General features: G+C 42.5%; 14 protein-coding genes and 1 pseudogene. 4 read left to right on the top strand and 11 right to left on the bottom strand.

Annotated features, from left to right (window positions below; all coding sequences use genetic code 11):
• Positions 1–294 precede the first annotated feature (294 nt).
• The gene (locus CDG76_RS00445) at positions 295–699 is read left to right on the top strand and encodes a response regulator (RefSeq protein WP_094347892.1); all 405 of its coding nucleotides are present in this window, start codon (positions 295–297) and stop codon (positions 697–699) included.
• Between the two features lie 250 nt (positions 700–949).
• On the opposite strand, the gene CDG76_RS00440 is transcribed toward CDG76_RS00445, so the two are convergent.
• The gene (locus CDG76_RS00440; RefSeq protein ID WP_094347159.1) at positions 950–1,855 is read right to left on the bottom strand and encodes a cation diffusion facilitator family transporter; all 906 of its coding nucleotides are present in this window, start codon (positions 1,853–1,855) and stop codon (positions 950–952) included.
• 859 nt (positions 1,856–2,714) lie between these two features.
• Between CDG76_RS00440 and CDG76_RS00435 the strand changes: the two genes are divergently transcribed.
• Positions 2,715–3,068 carry a hypothetical protein gene (locus CDG76_RS00435; RefSeq protein ID WP_094347158.1) on the top strand — a complete coding sequence of 118 codons (354 nt, stop codon included), beginning with the start codon at positions 2,715–2,717 and terminating at the stop codon, positions 3,066–3,068.
• Positions 3,069–3,709: 641 nt separating this feature from the next.
• On the opposite strand, the gene CDG76_RS00430 is transcribed toward CDG76_RS00435, so the two are convergent.
• From CDG76_RS00430 to CDG76_RS00420, 3 genes are all read right to left on the bottom strand, one after another.
• Positions 3,710–3,946, bottom strand: coding sequence for a DUF4327 family protein (locus CDG76_RS00430; RefSeq protein WP_094347157.1), 237 nt, complete (start codon positions 3,944–3,946; stop codon positions 3,710–3,712).
• An 840-nt stretch (positions 3,947–4,786) separates the two neighbouring features.
• The gene (rbfA, locus tag CDG76_RS00425) at positions 4,787–5,206 is read right to left on the bottom strand and encodes a 30S ribosome-binding factor RbfA (RefSeq protein WP_094347156.1); all 420 of its coding nucleotides are present in this window, start codon (positions 5,204–5,206) and stop codon (positions 4,787–4,789) included.
• 119 nt (positions 5,207–5,325) lie between these two features.
• On the bottom strand, positions 5,326–5,532 hold the full coding sequence (locus CDG76_RS00420; RefSeq protein ID WP_094347155.1) for a DUF751 family protein: 207 nt from the start codon (positions 5,530–5,532) through the stop codon (positions 5,326–5,328).
• 165 nt (positions 5,533–5,697) lie between these two features.
• Between CDG76_RS00420 and CDG76_RS00415 the strand changes: the two genes are divergently transcribed.
• Positions 5,698–6,534: a DNA adenine methylase gene (locus CDG76_RS00415; RefSeq protein WP_094347154.1), complete on the top strand. Its 837-nt coding sequence runs from the start codon at positions 5,698–5,700 to the stop codon at positions 6,532–6,534.
• Here CDG76_RS00415 and CDG76_RS00410 read toward each other — a convergent pair.
• The 4 genes from CDG76_RS00410 to CDG76_RS00390 form a co-directional block, all read right to left on the bottom strand.
• A complete protein-coding gene (locus tag CDG76_RS00410) occupies positions 6,531–7,007 on the bottom strand; it encodes a PD-(D/E)XK nuclease superfamily protein (protein ID WP_094347153.1) in 477 nt (158 codons plus the stop codon). The two genes, CDG76_RS00415 and CDG76_RS00410, sit on opposite strands and share 4 nt — an antisense overlap.
• A gap of 539 nt (positions 7,008–7,546) precedes the next feature.
• Positions 7,547–7,768 (bottom strand): addiction module protein, encoded by a 222-nt coding sequence (locus CDG76_RS00400; RefSeq protein WP_094347152.1) that lies wholly within the window; start codon positions 7,766–7,768, stop codon positions 7,547–7,549.
• Positions 7,769–7,798: 30 nt separating this feature from the next.
• Positions 7,799–9,019 carry a HetZ-related protein gene (locus tag CDG76_RS00395; RefSeq protein WP_094347151.1) on the bottom strand — a complete coding sequence of 407 codons (1,221 nt, stop codon included), beginning with the start codon at positions 9,017–9,019 and terminating at the stop codon, positions 7,799–7,801.
• A 405-nt stretch (positions 9,020–9,424) separates the two neighbouring features.
• Positions 9,425–10,084, bottom strand: a complete 660-nt coding sequence (locus tag CDG76_RS00390; RefSeq protein ID WP_094347150.1) for an L-threonylcarbamoyladenylate synthase — start codon at positions 10,082–10,084, stop codon at positions 9,425–9,427.
• Between the two features lie 19 nt (positions 10,085–10,103).
• Between CDG76_RS00390 and CDG76_RS00385 the strand changes: the two are divergent.
• Positions 10,104–10,625: pseudogene (locus CDG76_RS00385) on the top strand (LarC family nickel insertion protein); the annotation flags it as partial.
• Between the two features lie 710 nt (positions 10,626–11,335).
• Here the strand turns inward: CDG76_RS00385 and CDG76_RS00375 are convergent.
• From CDG76_RS00375 to CDG76_RS00365, 3 genes are all read right to left on the bottom strand, one after another.
• The gene (locus CDG76_RS00375) at positions 11,336–12,898 is read right to left on the bottom strand and encodes an NAD(P)H-hydrate dehydratase (protein WP_094347149.1); all 1,563 of its coding nucleotides are present in this window, start codon (positions 12,896–12,898) and stop codon (positions 11,336–11,338) included.
• 82 nt (positions 12,899–12,980) lie between these two features.
• Positions 12,981–14,387 (bottom strand): family 2B encapsulin nanocompartment shell protein, encoded by a 1,407-nt coding sequence (locus CDG76_RS00370; RefSeq protein WP_094347148.1) that lies wholly within the window; start codon positions 14,385–14,387, stop codon positions 12,981–12,983.
• Positions 14,388–14,622: 235 nt separating this feature from the next.
• The gene (locus CDG76_RS00365) at positions 14,623–16,032 is read right to left on the bottom strand and encodes a family 2B encapsulin nanocompartment shell protein (protein WP_094347147.1); all 1,410 of its coding nucleotides are present in this window, start codon (positions 16,030–16,032) and stop codon (positions 14,623–14,625) included.
• Between the last annotated feature and the right edge of the window lie 26 nt (positions 16,033–16,058).

Raw genomic sequence — 16,058 nt, 5'->3', positions numbered from 1 at the left:
TGTTAGTAATAAAGCAGTCAGTAGCTAGTAAAATTATTTTTGAACTTAAACTATTCGTTAAAGTTAATTTTTTAATGTAAAGGAATTTAAACACTAACATAATTTTATCCAGTCGATAATTATAAATGCCAGTGAATAATTATCCATCAATTAGATGATGACAAGACAAATTGAGTTATTTTCTAGGAAAATCGGCGCGATCGCAGTAAAATTACCAATGGTATGGTGATAAAGATAAAAAATAAGCAGCTCATTGGAAATACATTTCATTCGATCAACATTAATGGAGATGTTATGGAACCTGCTCTTCCCCTTGCTGGCTTAAACATCCTCGTAGTTGATGATGATGATGATAGCCGCTTTTACATTACTACTGTGTTGGAAGCTGATGGAGCCATCATTATGGCAGTTGCATCGGCAGCGGTAGCATTGAAAGTATTACCTGAGTTGCAACCAGATGTCTTGATTTGTGATATTGCTATGCCTGATGAAGATGGCTACACCCTTATTCGCAAGATCCGGGCACTGAAGCCCGATCTTTATGGAAAACTTCCCGCGATCGCTTTAACTGCTTATGGTGATAGCGAGTATCGTAGCCGTGCTTTGGAAGCGGGTTTTCAGACTCATGTACCTAAACCAGTCGATCCCGGAGAACTAGTTGCGATCGTCGCAGAATTGGTTGCTTCTTATAAGAGTTAATACAAAGATGCAGTTATTTGTCGGTCGTTATTTGTTATTTTCCTTATCATATTTTTTAAACGAAGAAATTAAGGTTATAAAACATCACTTTTAGTAAGCTATTGGCTTGGGAAGAAAATGTTGACAATAACACAATAGACTTAGGTTCAGGCTTGATCCCCCCTAACTCTCCTTTTCTAATGAGGAAATTAAAGCAAGCCTTTTTAAGGAGAACCAGCATAGTATAGGACATGATTTAGAATTTATGAGACTACTTTGCTCCAGCTTCAAAGCTAATTTGCTCAGACTTATACGCTGGTGGCTCGACGTGAATTAAAATTCTCACTGGACGAAATCGTTCTTCTAATCGGCTTTCTACTTCTTCGGTGATGTGGTGGGCGGTTTCTACGTCTGATGCATCCACTATTAAATGCATTTCAATAAATACCTGACGACCAAGAACACCACGAGAAGCGATCGCATGACAGTTAATTACGCCTGGGACAGAAGTCGCGATCGCGTGTATTGCTTCTGGTGCGATCGCCATTTGATCCACAAGCCAAGGCAAATTCTCTTTTAAAACTGACCAGCCACTCCAAAATACTAACAAGGCGACAGGAAAAGCTAACACCAAATCCATCCATTGATAACCTAGCCAAACTCCTATCAAGCCACCGATTACAGAGATTGTCACCCAAATATCGCTCATGGTATGTGTCGCATCAGCGATGAGAATTGAGCTACCTACCCGCTTACCCACAGCACGTTCATAAAACGCCACAAAAATATTTACGCCCAGCACAATTAGTAATAACCACAACTCAGGTGGCGATATTTTTATCGGTTCACCACCACCTTTGAGAATTCGTTCGATTGCTCCTTGCAGAATTTCAAAACAGGCTATTCCTAAAAACGAGGCAATTCCTAGAGCGCCCACAGCTTCAAACTTGCTGTGTCCGTAGGGATGCTCGCGATCGGGTTGTGGAGAAGAAAATTTACTCGTAATTAATCCTAAAATGTTGTTGGCGCTATCTGTCACACTATGCAAGGCATCAGCTAATAAACTTAAAGAACCTGTCCAGTAGCCCACAACTGCTTTCAATCCCATTACAAACAGGTTGAGCAATAGGGTAATAATTAAAACCTTTCGCACTTCAGCGCGGTTATCGTAAATCATAGATAATTTATTACATCAAGTTCTATGACTTCTAATGTAGACCTCAAAATAGAAATAAACACAAATGAAGTGTATCAAAGTCTTACGCAGTAAGAGCTAAGTCTCTCTATAGTCTCTATGTTTTAGATCAATTTGTTGAGATTCTTTTTAACTAACAACAGCTACAAGTTGGATAGGCATTAGTAATAGCTTTATAAATAACCGCGTATATTTAGCATTAATTTCAGTAATATTTTAATTAACTTTGTTATTAATACATCAACTGAGATCGTATTGAATTGTATTCAAAGAGATTATGGCGGCTATCAGTGGTCTGTATTTACTCTAAATAACCGATCGGCTTAATGAGTGTTATTTACTGCCTGATAAGGATAAGTAAGCTCATGGTTTATTCAGAAAATTGTCAAAATTTGAGGAGCGAAATCTGACAGTTTCCACGTCAGATGTCCGTGTGATACCAAATAGGCGCTATCTTTACTGCGGCCACGCTTGCAACGAAGTCGGCGATATGGTTTCCTATCTCGCCAGTGCGGAAGCCGGCTTCGTCACTGATGCTAGTCTGAAAATTGATGGCGGCTTCGCAGCCTGATTCGGCGGTAACAGAACGAAAGGGTAATACTCTGATTGCAAACTAATGAAAGCCCGTTGCGTAGTAAGCACTTCAGTGCTTAACACAAGGACTAAAGTCCTTACTACAAACTTATTTACCCAGGAAAAAATACTTGTCTTGACAGACTAACGAATTACGCCAAGCTGTACTAATGATCTTTGAAGAAGACACCAGGAACTATCAGAGTGGGATTCAGACCACTTCTTCCGGTAATATAAGTACTTATCAAGAAGTTTTAATAAAAAAAATATGTCTTCAATTCCTCTAACATTGAACTTAATTGAAGGTTCAGTCTCCTTCAGTTTTTCACCCCAAGCAGCACGAGAATTAAAGACAGCGACGGATCAACTGATGGAACGCCTAAAAGCGATCGCTGCTAAACCCACTCCTGGCGGTGGTAGAGTCACTCCCCAGCCTCCCTTGGAATATCGTTATACGGGTGAAGTCTTTTTAGAAATTTTTTGTAATCCTAATATCTGGCCAACGCCCTTCGCAGCCAAAGTTTTGCTGACTGTCCGCAACGTTAACATCCGCTTGACTACTGAAGCTGAACTTACTCGCATCATTGAAGACATTAATCAATATTTAGAGCAAGTAGGATAATAGTCAAGTCAAGGAGGCAGAAGGCAGGAGGCAGGAGGCAGGAAAGAGGCAGGAAGGAGGCAGGAGGCAGGAGAGGGAGCTATCTATGAAGGGTGGGGCTTGAACCTTTTCCCAAAAATGTCAAGATGATTTTTTTATGCTTGCCGAGATTTTTTCTGAAAAAATACTATAAAAATTTTGGATTTGGCGAAAGTTGAGCCAGTTGCTTGCGGAGGTTCCCTGTATTGTCGCAACTTGTGACGGTTAGCCTGTACTTAGTAAACTTTTCAAGGCTGATTTTGGCTTTTAACAGCAAGCACACAATCGCTTCCCTCAAGTAAGGGATGCAATAAATTGCGAGTCAAATGCGAAGTTCCTACACTTCTATCGGATCGATGTAGGAACTTCGCAGAATCTATATACTAAACTCAAGCCGTGACACCAGATGTACAGAACAAATGGTTTTGATGCCTTCTTTAACTTGAAAAGTTGTATAAGTTCAGACTCAAATGCTTCTGTATTAATCAAAAATGCAAGATTCTGTATAGGGCAATGCTCATTCAAAACTAGAGATTATCCCCAGATTGAGCGTTGAATCGTTGATGGTGACATCCACACATCAAAAACAAACTCCCAATCCCAAACCCGAAATCAAACATTGATTAGTCGTTGTCCCACTGTTCGCGACCAATTAGGTCGCCAATGCGATCGCGCAACAAAAAGTCACATTTCTCTAATTCACATTCAACGCAAACCCACTCTCTCGCTGGAATGTATTGGCAGAGGCTATATATTGGCTGTTGTCGGCTAACCATTCCCTTTTGCACCAGTCGGCGTGCTTCGTCTTGAATCACGTCTAGAGAGTAGTAATTGATAGAAGGCACCGTATTCACACTCATGTTTTTTACTCACAAATTAACACTTACGATAGTGTTCCCGTTAATAATTAGGAACAAACATTACAGAAATTAGACTTGTGGCTAAGATTTTGTAGTTTGCTATACGGAACTATTTTTATTTTGACGCTACATCTCCTGAAATTATCTCAAGAAATGTTAAGAAAGTCAACGAATCCTGACATTTCCCGAAAATCCGCTTTACAAAAAAAATTCCAAGTAGTTAACTTAACCTGCTTATGTAGCTGTATGACTTTGATGCCACAAGTCTGAAAGTCTTGCCATTACTGTATTTAGGCAAGATTTGGTGGGTGGGAAGAGTTTATATCGCTATCGCTTACATATCAAATAATCACCTTAAAAGCTGGATCTATAACTGCGGGTATTCATCTAAGGTAAACAACACAATAATATTTGTCAGTCATTAGGGTATAAACTGTTGCAAAACATAACGGACAAAGTATACTACGAAGGCTTTAACCATAGCATCTGTTAACATTCTCTTAAGTAAATCTGTAATTTATTAGTTAATTTCAGCACTAACACCATCCAATTTTATTTTGAAAAACATCTGTAAAAGGGTCGAGTAATTCTCTAATTCGTAATCAGGACACACATAAACAGGAATCAGAATTTCAGAATTAGTGAATATTCCACCCATAAAAGAATGGAGTTTTAGCACAGGAAGAATTTTTAAACCTTGTTTCGCCTACAAGAAAAGAAGTGTCTTGCTGAATCAGGTTATGTTCACATTAAAACAGACGCGATCTAGTCACGTCTGTAAACTGTTTGGCGGATTTGCTGAGATTAATTGTTCTGAAGTTACATTGTTGTTTTAGTTACTTATTCGGAGAATTCTTCATCATTTTGAACATTGCTGTCTTCTACTGCTACCAGATTTTCTGGCGGGCGATCGTGGTTAAGTTGGTTTAGTAGTGCTAATACTTTATTACCGCGTTCTATAGAGCGATCTTCGAGAAATATCACCTCTGGTGTACGACGTAGCCGTACCCGCGCCCCAAGTTCGCTGCGGACGTAACCTGTGGCCGACTTTAAGCCTGCCATTGTTTCTACCTTAGCTTCATCTGTTCCATAGATGCTGACGTAGATTTTGGCGTGTTGGAGATCGCCGGAAACATCAACATCAGTCACACTGACCATTCCAGTACCCACACGGTCATCCTTAATTCCGTTAAGCAGCATTTGGCTAACTTCCCGTTTGATCAGTTCAGCAACGCGGGAAACCCGACGATTTGTAGCCATAAAAATTTCGCCTCATCACAGAGGTTGTACGACAAAAATAGATGCAGGGTAGACGGTACTTAGGGGGAGCAACGCCAAAAGCAACCGTCTGTGGGGCACAGCCCCGATATAACGCTAGTCTAGATTGGACTCAAGCCCAGCATTGCCCGTAGGGTGAAAGTAAGGAAGACTAAGCTGCTCACAAATAAACCCAAGATAGCGATCGAGGTGATAGGGCGTTTCAACAATGGCACTAATGGCGCAAAGGTGTTCAGAAACAAGCCTAAGATGATCGTAATTAAGTATCGGGGGTAGCGAAAGACGTTATCCCAAAATCCGTCAAACATCTGAATGTAAACTGCCTTGTTATATACTTACGTTTGTTTTGATATGCTTTATCTACTCAATTGTAATATATGCAGATGGAAAATTAGCCAGTTAATCTAAAATTTGGCTTGTCGGTTATATTGGCTTTATTTAGTCATAATTATTTTCAGTTAAATTGTAAGTAAATGGTAATTCAAGTCTCGAAGGAAAGTAGCCCGCGTCCATTTTTGAAGTGGGCAGGGGGTAAAAGTCGGTTGATACAGCAATATATTCCTTATTTTCCCAAGAGTTATAAAAATTACTATGAGCCATTTTTAGGTGGTGGTGCTGTTTTTTTCTATCTCCAACCAAGTGCAGCTATTTTAACTGATATTAATGCCGAGTTAATTAACACTTATTGTTGTGTTAGAGATCGGGTTGAGGATTTAATTTCTCTATTGAAAGAGCATAAAATCCGACATGATAAAGATTATTACTATAGTGTTAGAAACAACTCCAGCGGTACTGATATAGAAAAAGCTGCTCGTCTAATTTATCTTAATAAGACTTGTTTTAATGGTCTTTATAGAGTTAATTCACAGGGTAAGTTCAATGTGCCATTAGGCAGATATGACAATCCCAATATTTGTGCTGAGGTTTTACTAAAATCAGCCTCAGAAGCACTTTCCAATGCAGAAATTAAACAAGCAGATTTTAAAGAAATCCTAAATCATGCGACTAGCAGTGATGATTTTGTATTTTTTGATCCGCCCTACCATCCTATCAGTGATACTAGCTATTTCACTGCTTATAGTCAAAATTGTTTTAGTAAAAAAGACCAAGAACTTTTAAGAGATACTTGTGCAGAGTTAGCAAGTCGTGGTGTCAAAGTTATGGTATGCAATTCTGATAGTGAATTTATTCAAAAAATTTATACAGATATCAATTTTGAAACTTACAAAATTAAAGCAGCACGTTCAATTAACTCAAACATAAAAAATAGAGGCGTTATTAACGAACTATTAATTACATCTTTCTTTTAAAGATTTTTATTTGCCCAAGCAATGAATCTATCTAAGCTATAAACTGCTAATAAATTATGGTTATCATTAACCCTTGCTTTCAGCCATTTGCTTGCTCCTTCTCGCATACCTTCACCGCCTAAAATTACGATAGTTGGTGCAGGGTAATAGTGCTGAATATTCATGTTCAAATAAGGAAACTTTTCATCAACAGAACCGGGGCTTTCTTGCCATTTGCACTCGAAAATTAAACCAGATGGCATTGCAGATGAGCCGACAACATAAAAATCAACCTTCAGATAGGTATGATAAATTCCAGTTCCAATATAAACTTCTTTGCCATAACGTTTTGGCAATAAAGTAGCATTTAGTATAAATTCTTTTTGGACATAGTTCCCAACTTGGAAATAATTATGCCCATACAAGATTGCTTCTACATTTGCTTCTAAAATATTCCCAGACTTATTTGCCCGTCCGCCTTGAGTCAGAGCCATCTTCAATCCCTCTGCCAAAAGTCCTGCTTATTATAGGATTTCACAGAAGCAGTAAAAAAGGTTCAGTTGCTTAATATGAATTTTTGATTTTGGCTAAATATGGTTGGATTAATAGCTAAAAAATCCGAATTTATTGGTATTTTTGTACTAGATAAATACAAATGTATTAATAATTTGGATTAGGAACGAGTTACTAATTCAGGTAATAGTTAAAATAATGGATTTATATTTAGTCTTAAAGAGCAACTATTGCAAGCGACTACGCCATTTTTCTGGGTCCTGGGAACAGTGGAAAACAGCGTAGATAATAATCTCCTGTTCATTAAACTCGTAAAAAACGACGTAGGGATAAACGCCTAATTGTAGCGCGGCGATAGGTTTCATGAACAATCTGGTATGTGCTGGGGTGACGCTGAATTAAATTCAGGCAGGCATCAATACATCGTAGGAACTCAGCGCCTAATCAAAATTCCCGCCCCTCGTACCAGTCATAAGCTTCGATAATATCTAGTTCTGCGGCTATAAGAATAGTTAAATTTCTAGCCATGCCGTTCAGAGATTCTGGCTTTTACATCTTCCCAACTGTTGGCAATGGCTGGATTTTGCAGATATTCGGCTTTGCGGCGGGCTAGTTCTTGTTTCTGCCAATCTAAAACTGGGAGTGCTGCTGGTGTAGTGGCAATCTCATCCCATAAGTCTTCTACCAGTTGGAGTTTTTCCGCTCTCGAAAGACTAGAGAGTTCGGGAAATACTGGGTTCATGGTCTTCTCTATATTTTATTCACCTTGATTTTAGCCTGTCTGGGCTTCAGTATGACCGTTGCGGATAGACCATGCGATTTCTAAAAGTTGAGTCCAGCGTTTTTGTAGCTGTTTGGGGGTGCATTTGATGGTCTTGGCGATCGCAACGTCGTTTTCCCGTGCAGTTTTTAACTGTAATATTTGCTGTTGCTGTTCTGTGAGTTGATTCACAAAGATTTCCCACTGCTGGGAAGATAAACCCAACTTTTGCTCTAAACCCGCGCCTAACCATTGATGTACTAATTGCCAGTGGTGTTGCTTGGCAAACTTTTCGACGTGGTATTTAAACCGTTGTTGGAGATAATCGCGCTGACGGCTAGTTAAACCGAGAATTTGGTCAATTTCTGGGGCTGAAAGGTCTTGAAGTTTCAAGCTGAGGTAGTTCATACAATCAGATTGACCTTGAGACTCCAGATATTTCATCAATTCAGTGATGACGCGATCGCGTTCTGATTCTTCAGATGGATCGAAATTAGTTTGGGCAATCATTTGCGATCGCAGCTGTTGCACCGCCGAGTTACGCTGGTAAGATTCTGCTTCTTCACCCTTAGCAGACTCTACCGCCATTTCAATATCTACGGTAGTTTCTTGAGGCTGACGACGAGCAAAACCTTGGGCGCGTAAGATAATCAATTGCTGATTTGCACCGCCAGGTAAATTGATCCGGCGTTTAGCATACTGTTCTGTAAAAGCCATGTATTCAGCTAATTGCAGCTGAGTACGCGGCGTGTGATTCTCTGGTAGTTCGTTTTCTCTGCGGAAAGCTTTAATCGCTTCGATATAAAATGCTTGTAAAAAATCTTCAATCAGGCTGTAACGAGCATCAAAACCCAACTCAGAGCCAGACATGGTTACATGACGGTAAACCATAGCACCCAAATTGCTATGTAATTCCACCCGCCCTTGTTTGGAACCTAGTTGGTAGTAACGTAAGCATTTTTGCATCCGATGCCTTCCCAACGTCATCTGCCAGGACTTGATTTCCCCAGATGTTTGAATGCGGGAGCTTTTATCGCAAATGCGTTCTACTTCTACGGCTATGCGCTTTGCTAAAGCTTCTACGCACTTGGGTGTTGCTTTCACTTGCGCTTGCATTTCCTCAGACAGCAATTGAATCAAGCGATCGCTGCTGCTATTTAAAAATTCTTCAGTTGAAACGTGGTTCTCAAAAATGGGTGTAGAGTTTGGTAGATTGACGACGTTAGCTTTCATGACTTTTCCAGTAGTATTGCACCGTAATTACAACGCAGACACAGCAATCAAGGCTGTCCAAGGCTTGTGAATCTTTAGGCATTTATCCATCAAGACTTGCCGTATATAATGCTCACATCTAAAGCTCATATATCAAAACTATAGGAAATACGAAAGAGTTACAGTTATGGCAATGTGTCGGTTTTCTTCACAAGCCACCATCTCAACGCTGGCACACGAGTACCCGCCATTTTCTTAAAGTTGTCAAATACCTTGCTGTGCCAAGTTTTGCCACCATCCTCTTATATCGACTGCCTCACCGAGCAGCCCATTCTAGACATCGCTTTTAAATATGACAATTTTAAAACTGGAGTTGTTTTTATCACAATTTCCGAAACGGAGAGGTGCGCCTGTGAAGTGGAATTTTTATACCCATGCTGCTGCTGTTTCCCAACCTAAACCCCTCCGTATAATTGCTGGTTCGTCTCCGGTCATATCCAAGATGGTAGATACTTCATAAGTAGGTTCCTCGCCAGTGTCTACAATTATGTCTACCAACTTGTCCAAACGATCGAATAGCTCTACCCGCGACTGAACAATTTCTGGATCTATCCGAACTATGCCATTATCTGCTTCATCTGGTGGCAGATGTGCTGAAGTTGAAATAATCGGATTGCCCAATGCTGTCAGCAACTCCAAACACACAGTATGGTTTGGTACTCTAATTCCAGTAGTTTTCCGCTTGGGGCTTTGCACCAATCGCGGTACTAACTTCGTAGCTGGGAGCAAAAACGTGTATGGCCCTGGAATCAGGCGTTTCATAATCCGATAAGCTGTGTCACTTACGAAGGCATAAGTTGCCACATTTGAAAGCGAGGGACATAAAAATGTCAATGGTTTATCGTTTGCTAGCTGTTTAATTTGCCGCACTCGTTCTACCGCCGACTTGGCATTCAAATCACAACCGATGGCATAGACTGTATCAGTAGGGTAAAGCATGACTGCGCCACTAGAGAGCGCCGACTTTATTTCCTCTATTCGGCGAGTTTGAGGATTATCCGGATGAACGGGGAAAATTTTTGCCATAGGACGGGGATTGGGGANCCTCTGGTTGGGTGAAAGCACAAGTTTACAGTCAAATTTCAGTGATTCTGAAGAAACTAGCTCAAATTTGGAAACCATCTCGGTATTAGAAACCCAAATTGATGATTTAAGTCCACAAGCTATTGGCTATGCGTTTGAGGCGTTGTTTGCGGCTGGTGCGCTGGATGTTTTTACCCAAGCGATCGGTATGAAAAAATCCCGTCCGGGGATTTTACTGACTGTGATTTGTCATCCAGAAAATTTACTCAGTTGTGAAGCCGTTATCTTCCGCGAAACTACAACCTTGGGTATTCGGCGAACAACTCAGCAACGCGCCATTTTACAACGAGAAATTCAACAAGTGGAAACGGAATATGGCAAAGTGCGTGTGAAGATAGCATGGAAAGGACAATCACCAGAAAAAGTTATTGCAAATGTGCAGCCAGAATATGAAGATTGTGCAGACTTAGCCCGAAAGCATAATATTCCCTGGCGCGAAATTCAGCGGTTGGCGCTACAGCGTTGGTATTTAGTCAATACCTGATGCAAATTCCTCGTTTCCTCGTTCCCAGTCTCCGACTGGGAATCTGACAGGTGTAGGTTTTTTACAAGAGTGTGAGCAATCAGTCTCTGTGGTTAGAAAATAAAAGTAGAAACTAGAGTGTGGATGAGACTCAAATGCTAAAAAAAAACAAGCACGTTTTCAAGGTGACAATACATCAGTTCGCTTAGGACACATAGCTTCCAATTTAGCGAGGATTAGAACATTTTGTAACAGCGATTATAGAGAAGCTGTTGAGAGTGTAACAGACGAAACTCTATGGTTCATTGAATGGACAGCAGCAGAAATTGAACCGGAATATGCAGAAGAACTAGTTAACATTCAAGTTCAACTAGAACGATGGAGATTAATTTTTAATAATATTTTGTCTGATGATAAAACACGCACTGAAGTTGCAGAACAATCTAGTGTTTGGTCTAAACGACTATTAGATATGTCTGGCTTACTCTCTGAATCCACAGTGTAGTGATAATTTTATAAAAAGTGTAGAGTTTGTTGAAGTTATAAATAATAGTTTGATAACCAATTGATTTATATTAAGTGTGATTACTGAACTTCAACAGATTGCAAATATTCCAAACAAATGACGTTGGATTTTCCAGATTTTCGCTGTCTTTGTTTGAAAATATTGTCTGCTGTTCTAAATAAATTCACCAAATCTGTCGTGAAAGCATACACATCTCCCCTTTTTTCTAAATATAAATACTTATAATTTTCATCAAATATTGTGTCAATGTAAACGCATCTACACCTAATTCGGTACGCTCTTGGGCGGCTATTATACCTGCTTGGGAATGCCACCAAGCGGCAGTTGCCACAATATCTTCTAGGGGAATCTGTTTAGTTGCTGCTTGCGCTAACAGTCCACCCAGTAGCCCAGTTAACACGTCGCCGCTACCGCCACGCGCCAAGGCGGGTGTGCTTTCAGGAACAATCCAAACAGCACCTTGAGGGTTTGCGATCGCAGTTCTTGCCCCTTTTAACAACACTATCGCCCCACTTTGCGCGGCTGCTTCTTGTACTGCTTTCACTCTGTCATGTTTGGCATCGGCGACATCAGGAAACAATCGCTCAAATTCGCCGGTGTGGGGTGTGAGTACGGTTACTGCTTGGCGTTTTTTTAATGTGGCGATCGCTCCCATTTGTGCCAAGATATTTAAACCATCGGCATCGAGAATTAGAGAGCGATCGCTTTCTATGATTTCTTTCACAATGGGAGTTGCATCTCGTGTTAAACCGGGGCCACAAGCGATCGCATTAAAGGAACTCAAATCGGTGTTTTCTGGTAGTTGTAGGTGGGCGATGGCTCCACTTTCCGTCTCTGGGCAACCGACAATGAGCGCTTCTGGCAAGTGTGACACCAAAAGAGGTTTTAGGGATTCGGGTACGGCAATCGAAAGCATTCCTACACCACTGGCCCTAGCACCCAAACCAGTTAAAATTGCCCCACCTGCATAGCGCCGCGAACCGCAAATCAGCAGTAAATGTCCTTCCTTATATTTGTGAGTAACTGCTGGACGGGGTAAAGGTAAAGTAGCAAGTGCCTTTGCTCGTGTGATAAGTTTAATTTTAGGTGCATCTTTGAGAACAGCTTCCACATCAGCTAAAGGAATATCAAAATCGATTAACTCAGTTTTACCAAGATATTCCAACGCTCGATCTTGGAAGAAAGCGAGTTTCCATAAACCTAAGCAAAATGTGTGAGTGGCGCGAATGGCAGTTCCCAATACTTCGCCTGTGTCGGTGTGTAAACCTGAAGGTAAATCGATACTATAAATCGGTATAGATAATTCATTTAGCTGATTAATTGCAGAGGCAATGGGATCGGTCAGGTTTCTTTCTAAACCAAACCCAAACAAGCCATCAATCAACAAATCAGAATCTGGCAGTTGCTCAATTGTTTGATAAATTGGAATGCCCAAACTCTGGGCATATTGCAAGTGCTGCGAAGTTAATTCTTTAAGCTTAGAAAAAGGAGAATAAATCCAAACTTCATATCCGCGAAAGTATAATTCACGGGCTACGACTAAAGCATCGCCACCATTATGACCGGGGCCGACAAGAATTCCCACACGAGATCCCCTTAACAAAGGGGTGTTTGCAGGAATCTCTGGAATGCGACGAGCAATTAATCCCGCCACCTTTTCCATCAAAGCAACTACAGGCATTCCCGCTGCAAAGATCCGCTTTTCAATATCGCGCATCTGCCCAGCAGTCACTACCACTTGTGAAATTTGTTCTTGCCTATTTTGCATCAGTCCTGAGTGGTGAGTTATGAGTTCGTATTAACTCTTATTTTGACACTACCAAAATTGACTCATATTCCACTCAAAAAAGTTACAAACCGATTTCCACGTCTTCAAGGATGCCGAGTGCGTCGGGGATGAGGACAGCTGCGGAGTAGTAGGCTGTGACAAGGTAGGAGATAATGGCCTTTTCGCTGATGCCCATGAATCGGACGGACAAACTGGGTTGGTATTCATCGGGGATACCAGTTTGATGTAAGCCAATCACACCTTGATCTTTCTCACCAGTGCGGAGTATAAGGATAGAACTGGTCTGGTTCTTAGTAATCGGGATCTTGTTACAGGGCAGAATAGGTACATTACGCCACGTGATTATCTTGCTCCCATCCATGTCGATGGTGTCTGGATAGATGCCTCGACGGTTGCACTGGCGACCGAAAGCTGCAATAGTGCGGGGATGAGCCAAGAAGAACCTCGGCTTCCGCCGACGAGTGACTAATTCATCAAGGTCATCGGGAGTGGGGGGACCACTGCGGGTGTAGATGCGCTGTTTGAGGTCGGCGTTGTGCAACAATCCAAATTCGCGGTTGTTGATCAACTCGTATTCTTGACGTTCCCGCAATGCCTCAATCGTCAGCCGCAATTGTTCTTCGGTCTGGTTGTATGGTTGATTGTAAAGATCCGCAACGCGAGTACTTACTCGCAACATAGTCTGAGCAATGCTTAACTGATATTCGCGGGGTGAAAGTTCGTAGTCAACAAATGTTCCCGGTAATGTCGTTTCAGTGCTATGACTGGTTGACAACGCGATCGCAGCTTCCCCATACTTGTTTTGTGGAAGTTCTGCGCGAGTCCTAAATTGCTCAACCTGAGCCTGCAACGCCTGCGACTGGTTGAGCTGTTCCCGAAATGCCTGTTGTGGTAGCGCCAATACCGTGCATCGGGTAACAGCTTTGACCGTGAACTTCCAATTGCTTTCTGAATCCACCAACACGCGATCGCCAAAATAATCACCGTCAGCTAGCATATCCAATAGAGGCTGCTCGTCATACTTGCCAATACCAATCTTGTTTACCTTGCCATGTGCGATCAAGAAAAGCTGATTGGCTGGCTGACCTGACTGGACTATGATATCACCAGGCGCGAACTCCTGCTGAACAAACCGACTTGCCAACGCCCTCAGCACCTCGGTGTCGTCAAATCCTCGCAGCAAGGGCAACTCACCAAGTTCCTGGGGAATCACCTGCACCTCGGCTCCGGTGTTAGAAAAACTTAACCGTCCATCACCCACCGTATAGGTCAACCGACGGTTAACCCGATAAGTGCCACCCTTCGTCTGCACCCACGGCAACATCTTCAACAACCACCGTGAGGTAATTTCCTGCGTCTGCGGTGCAGATTTGGTGGTGGTGGACAAATTACGCGCAGCATCTTTACTCAAACTCAGTTGAGGTTGTCCGCTCTCAACATTTAAATTTGACTCAATAAAATCCGTCATCACCTCATCCTCATAGTTATTAATAAAAGTGCGTCAACTGCTACATATACTTCAATTGCATACAGCCTTTTGTAGGTAAATAGACCACGCAGTAGGGGCACAGCATTGCTGTGCCCTTACCAATATTTGTGGTTCAATTAACTGAAAATTACTGTAATGCTTGTAAGCTCTGATTTATCAGCATTAGAGCCAAATTAGTTCTATGTGCCAGTTGCCTAAATCCTTTCACGAATATTTAGCGCCCAATTTCAACATCTTCGAGGATGCCAAGTGCGTCAGGAACGAGGACGGCTGCGGAGTAGTAGGCGGTAACGAGGTAGGAGATGATCGCCTTTTCGCTGATGCCCATGAAGCGGACAGACAGACTGGGTTGGTATTCATCGGGGATACCAGTTTGATGTAAGCCGATCACCCCTTGTTTTTCTACACCAGTGCGGAGCAAAAGGATAGAACTGGTGCGGTTATTGGTGATGGGGATCTTGCTGGAAGGAAAGATGGGTACGCCACGCCAAGATGTTACCTGAACGCCGTTCACATCTACGCTTTGTGGATAAAGACCCAGGCGGTTGGCCTCACGACCGAAGGCAGCGATCGTCCGGGGGTGAGCCAGGAAGAATCCCGGCTCCTTCCATACTGTCGCCAACAGTTCGTCCAAGTCATCAGGGGTAGGTGCGCCGCTAGTGCTGTAGATACGCTGTTTGAGGTCGGCGTTGTGCAGTAACCCGAATTCGCGGTTGTTGAGCAACTCGTGTTCTTGACGTTCCCGCAATGCCTCGATAGTCAGCCGCAGTTGTTCTTCTGTCTGGTTGTACGGTTCGTTGTACAGATCGGCTACCCGCGTACTGACTCGCAACACCGTTTGAGCAATGCTCAACTCATATTCTCTGGGTGTGAGTTCGTAATCAGCGAAGGTTCCCGGCAACTCAGCCTCTTGGGGATGATCGGCTGCCAGTTCGATGGCTGCTTCACCTTGGGGAGTCTGTGGCTGGCTTAGGCGGGTGCGGAACTGTTCAACATGGGTTCCTAACGCCTCAGACTGAGCGATCGCCCTTTCAAACACCGCTTGGGGCAGCGACAAAACGATGGTTCTGGTAATCGCCTTCAGGGTGTACTGCCAAGTATCCTCGGACTGCACCACAGTTTCATCGCCGAAATGGTCGCCGTCAGCTAGCACATCGTACACAATCTGCTCGCCATACTTGCCAACACCAATTTTGTTGACCTTACCACGAGCAATTAGAATCACGCGATCGGCAGGCTGGCCAAGTTCGACGATTACATCATCTGGAGCGTACTCCTGCTGAACAAACTGGTTTGCCAACCCGATCAATACGTCAAGGTTGTTAAACCCTCGCAGCAAGGGCAACTCAGTAAGTTCCAGAGGAATCACCTGCACCGTAGCTCCAGTGTTGGTGAAAGTCACCCGTCCATCACCCACAGAATAATTCAACCGACGGTTGACTCGATAGGCACCACCTTTCGTCTGCACCCACGGCAACAGTTTCAATAACCACCGCGATGTAATTTCCTGGGTTTGCGGTGCAGATTTGGCCGTTGTTGCCAAATTACGCGCCGCTGCTGTACTCAAGGTTAAATGGGGCTGCTGATCTTCTACATTCAAATTGGGATCGTTAGAATACGTCACAACTTAATCCTCCACTTTTTAGTTAC

It is taken from the genome of Nostoc sp. 'Peltigera membranacea cyanobiont' 210A, assembly GCF_002246015.1.
In the GTDB taxonomy this organism is placed as follows: Bacteria; Cyanobacteriota; Cyanobacteriia; order Cyanobacteriales; family Nostocaceae; genus Nostoc.
This window is presented reverse-complemented; position numbering and strand designations above follow the sequence as displayed.

Coding starts and splice junctions, on each gene's coding strand:
- CDG76_RS00395 (WP_094347151.1), bottom strand. CDS start 9,019: ATGAAAGCTAACGTCGTCAATCTACCAAACTCTACACCCATTTTTGAG.
- CDG76_RS00440 (WP_094347159.1), bottom strand. CDS start 1,855: ATGATTTACGATAACCGCGCTGAAGTGCGAAAGGTTTTAATTATTACC.
- CDG76_RS00375 (WP_094347149.1), bottom strand. CDS start 12,898: ATGCAAAATAGGCAAGAACAAATTTCACAAGTGGTAGTGACTGCTGGG.
- CDG76_RS00420 (WP_094347155.1), bottom strand. CDS start 5,532: ATGTTTGACGGATTTTGGGATAACGTCTTTCGCTACCCCCGATACTTA.
- CDG76_RS00410 (WP_094347153.1), bottom strand. CDS start 7,007: ATGGCTCTGACTCAAGGCGGACGGGCAAATAAGTCTGGGAATATTTTA.
- CDG76_RS00430 (WP_094347157.1), bottom strand. CDS start 3,946: ATGAGTGTGAATACGGTGCCTTCTATCAATTACTACTCTCTAGACGTG.
- CDG76_RS00390 (WP_094347150.1), bottom strand. CDS start 10,084: ATGGCAAAAATTTTCCCCGTTCATCCGGATAATCCTCAAACTCGCCGA.
- CDG76_RS00435 (WP_094347158.1), top strand. CDS start 2,715: ATGTCTTCAATTCCTCTAACATTGAACTTAATTGAAGGTTCAGTCTCC.
- CDG76_RS00400 (WP_094347152.1), bottom strand. CDS start 7,768: ATGAACCCAGTATTTCCCGAACTCTCTAGTCTTTCGAGAGCGGAAAAA.
- CDG76_RS00445 (WP_094347892.1), top strand. CDS start 295: ATGGAACCTGCTCTTCCCCTTGCTGGCTTAAACATCCTCGTAGTTGAT.
- CDG76_RS00370 (WP_094347148.1), bottom strand. CDS start 14,387: ATGACGGATTTTATTGAGTCAAATTTAAATGTTGAGAGCGGACAACCT.
- rbfA (WP_094347156.1), bottom strand. CDS start 5,206: ATGGCTACAAATCGTCGGGTTTCCCGCGTTGCTGAACTGATCAAACGG.
- CDG76_RS00415 (WP_094347154.1), top strand. CDS start 5,698: ATGGTAATTCAAGTCTCGAAGGAAAGTAGCCCGCGTCCATTTTTGAAG.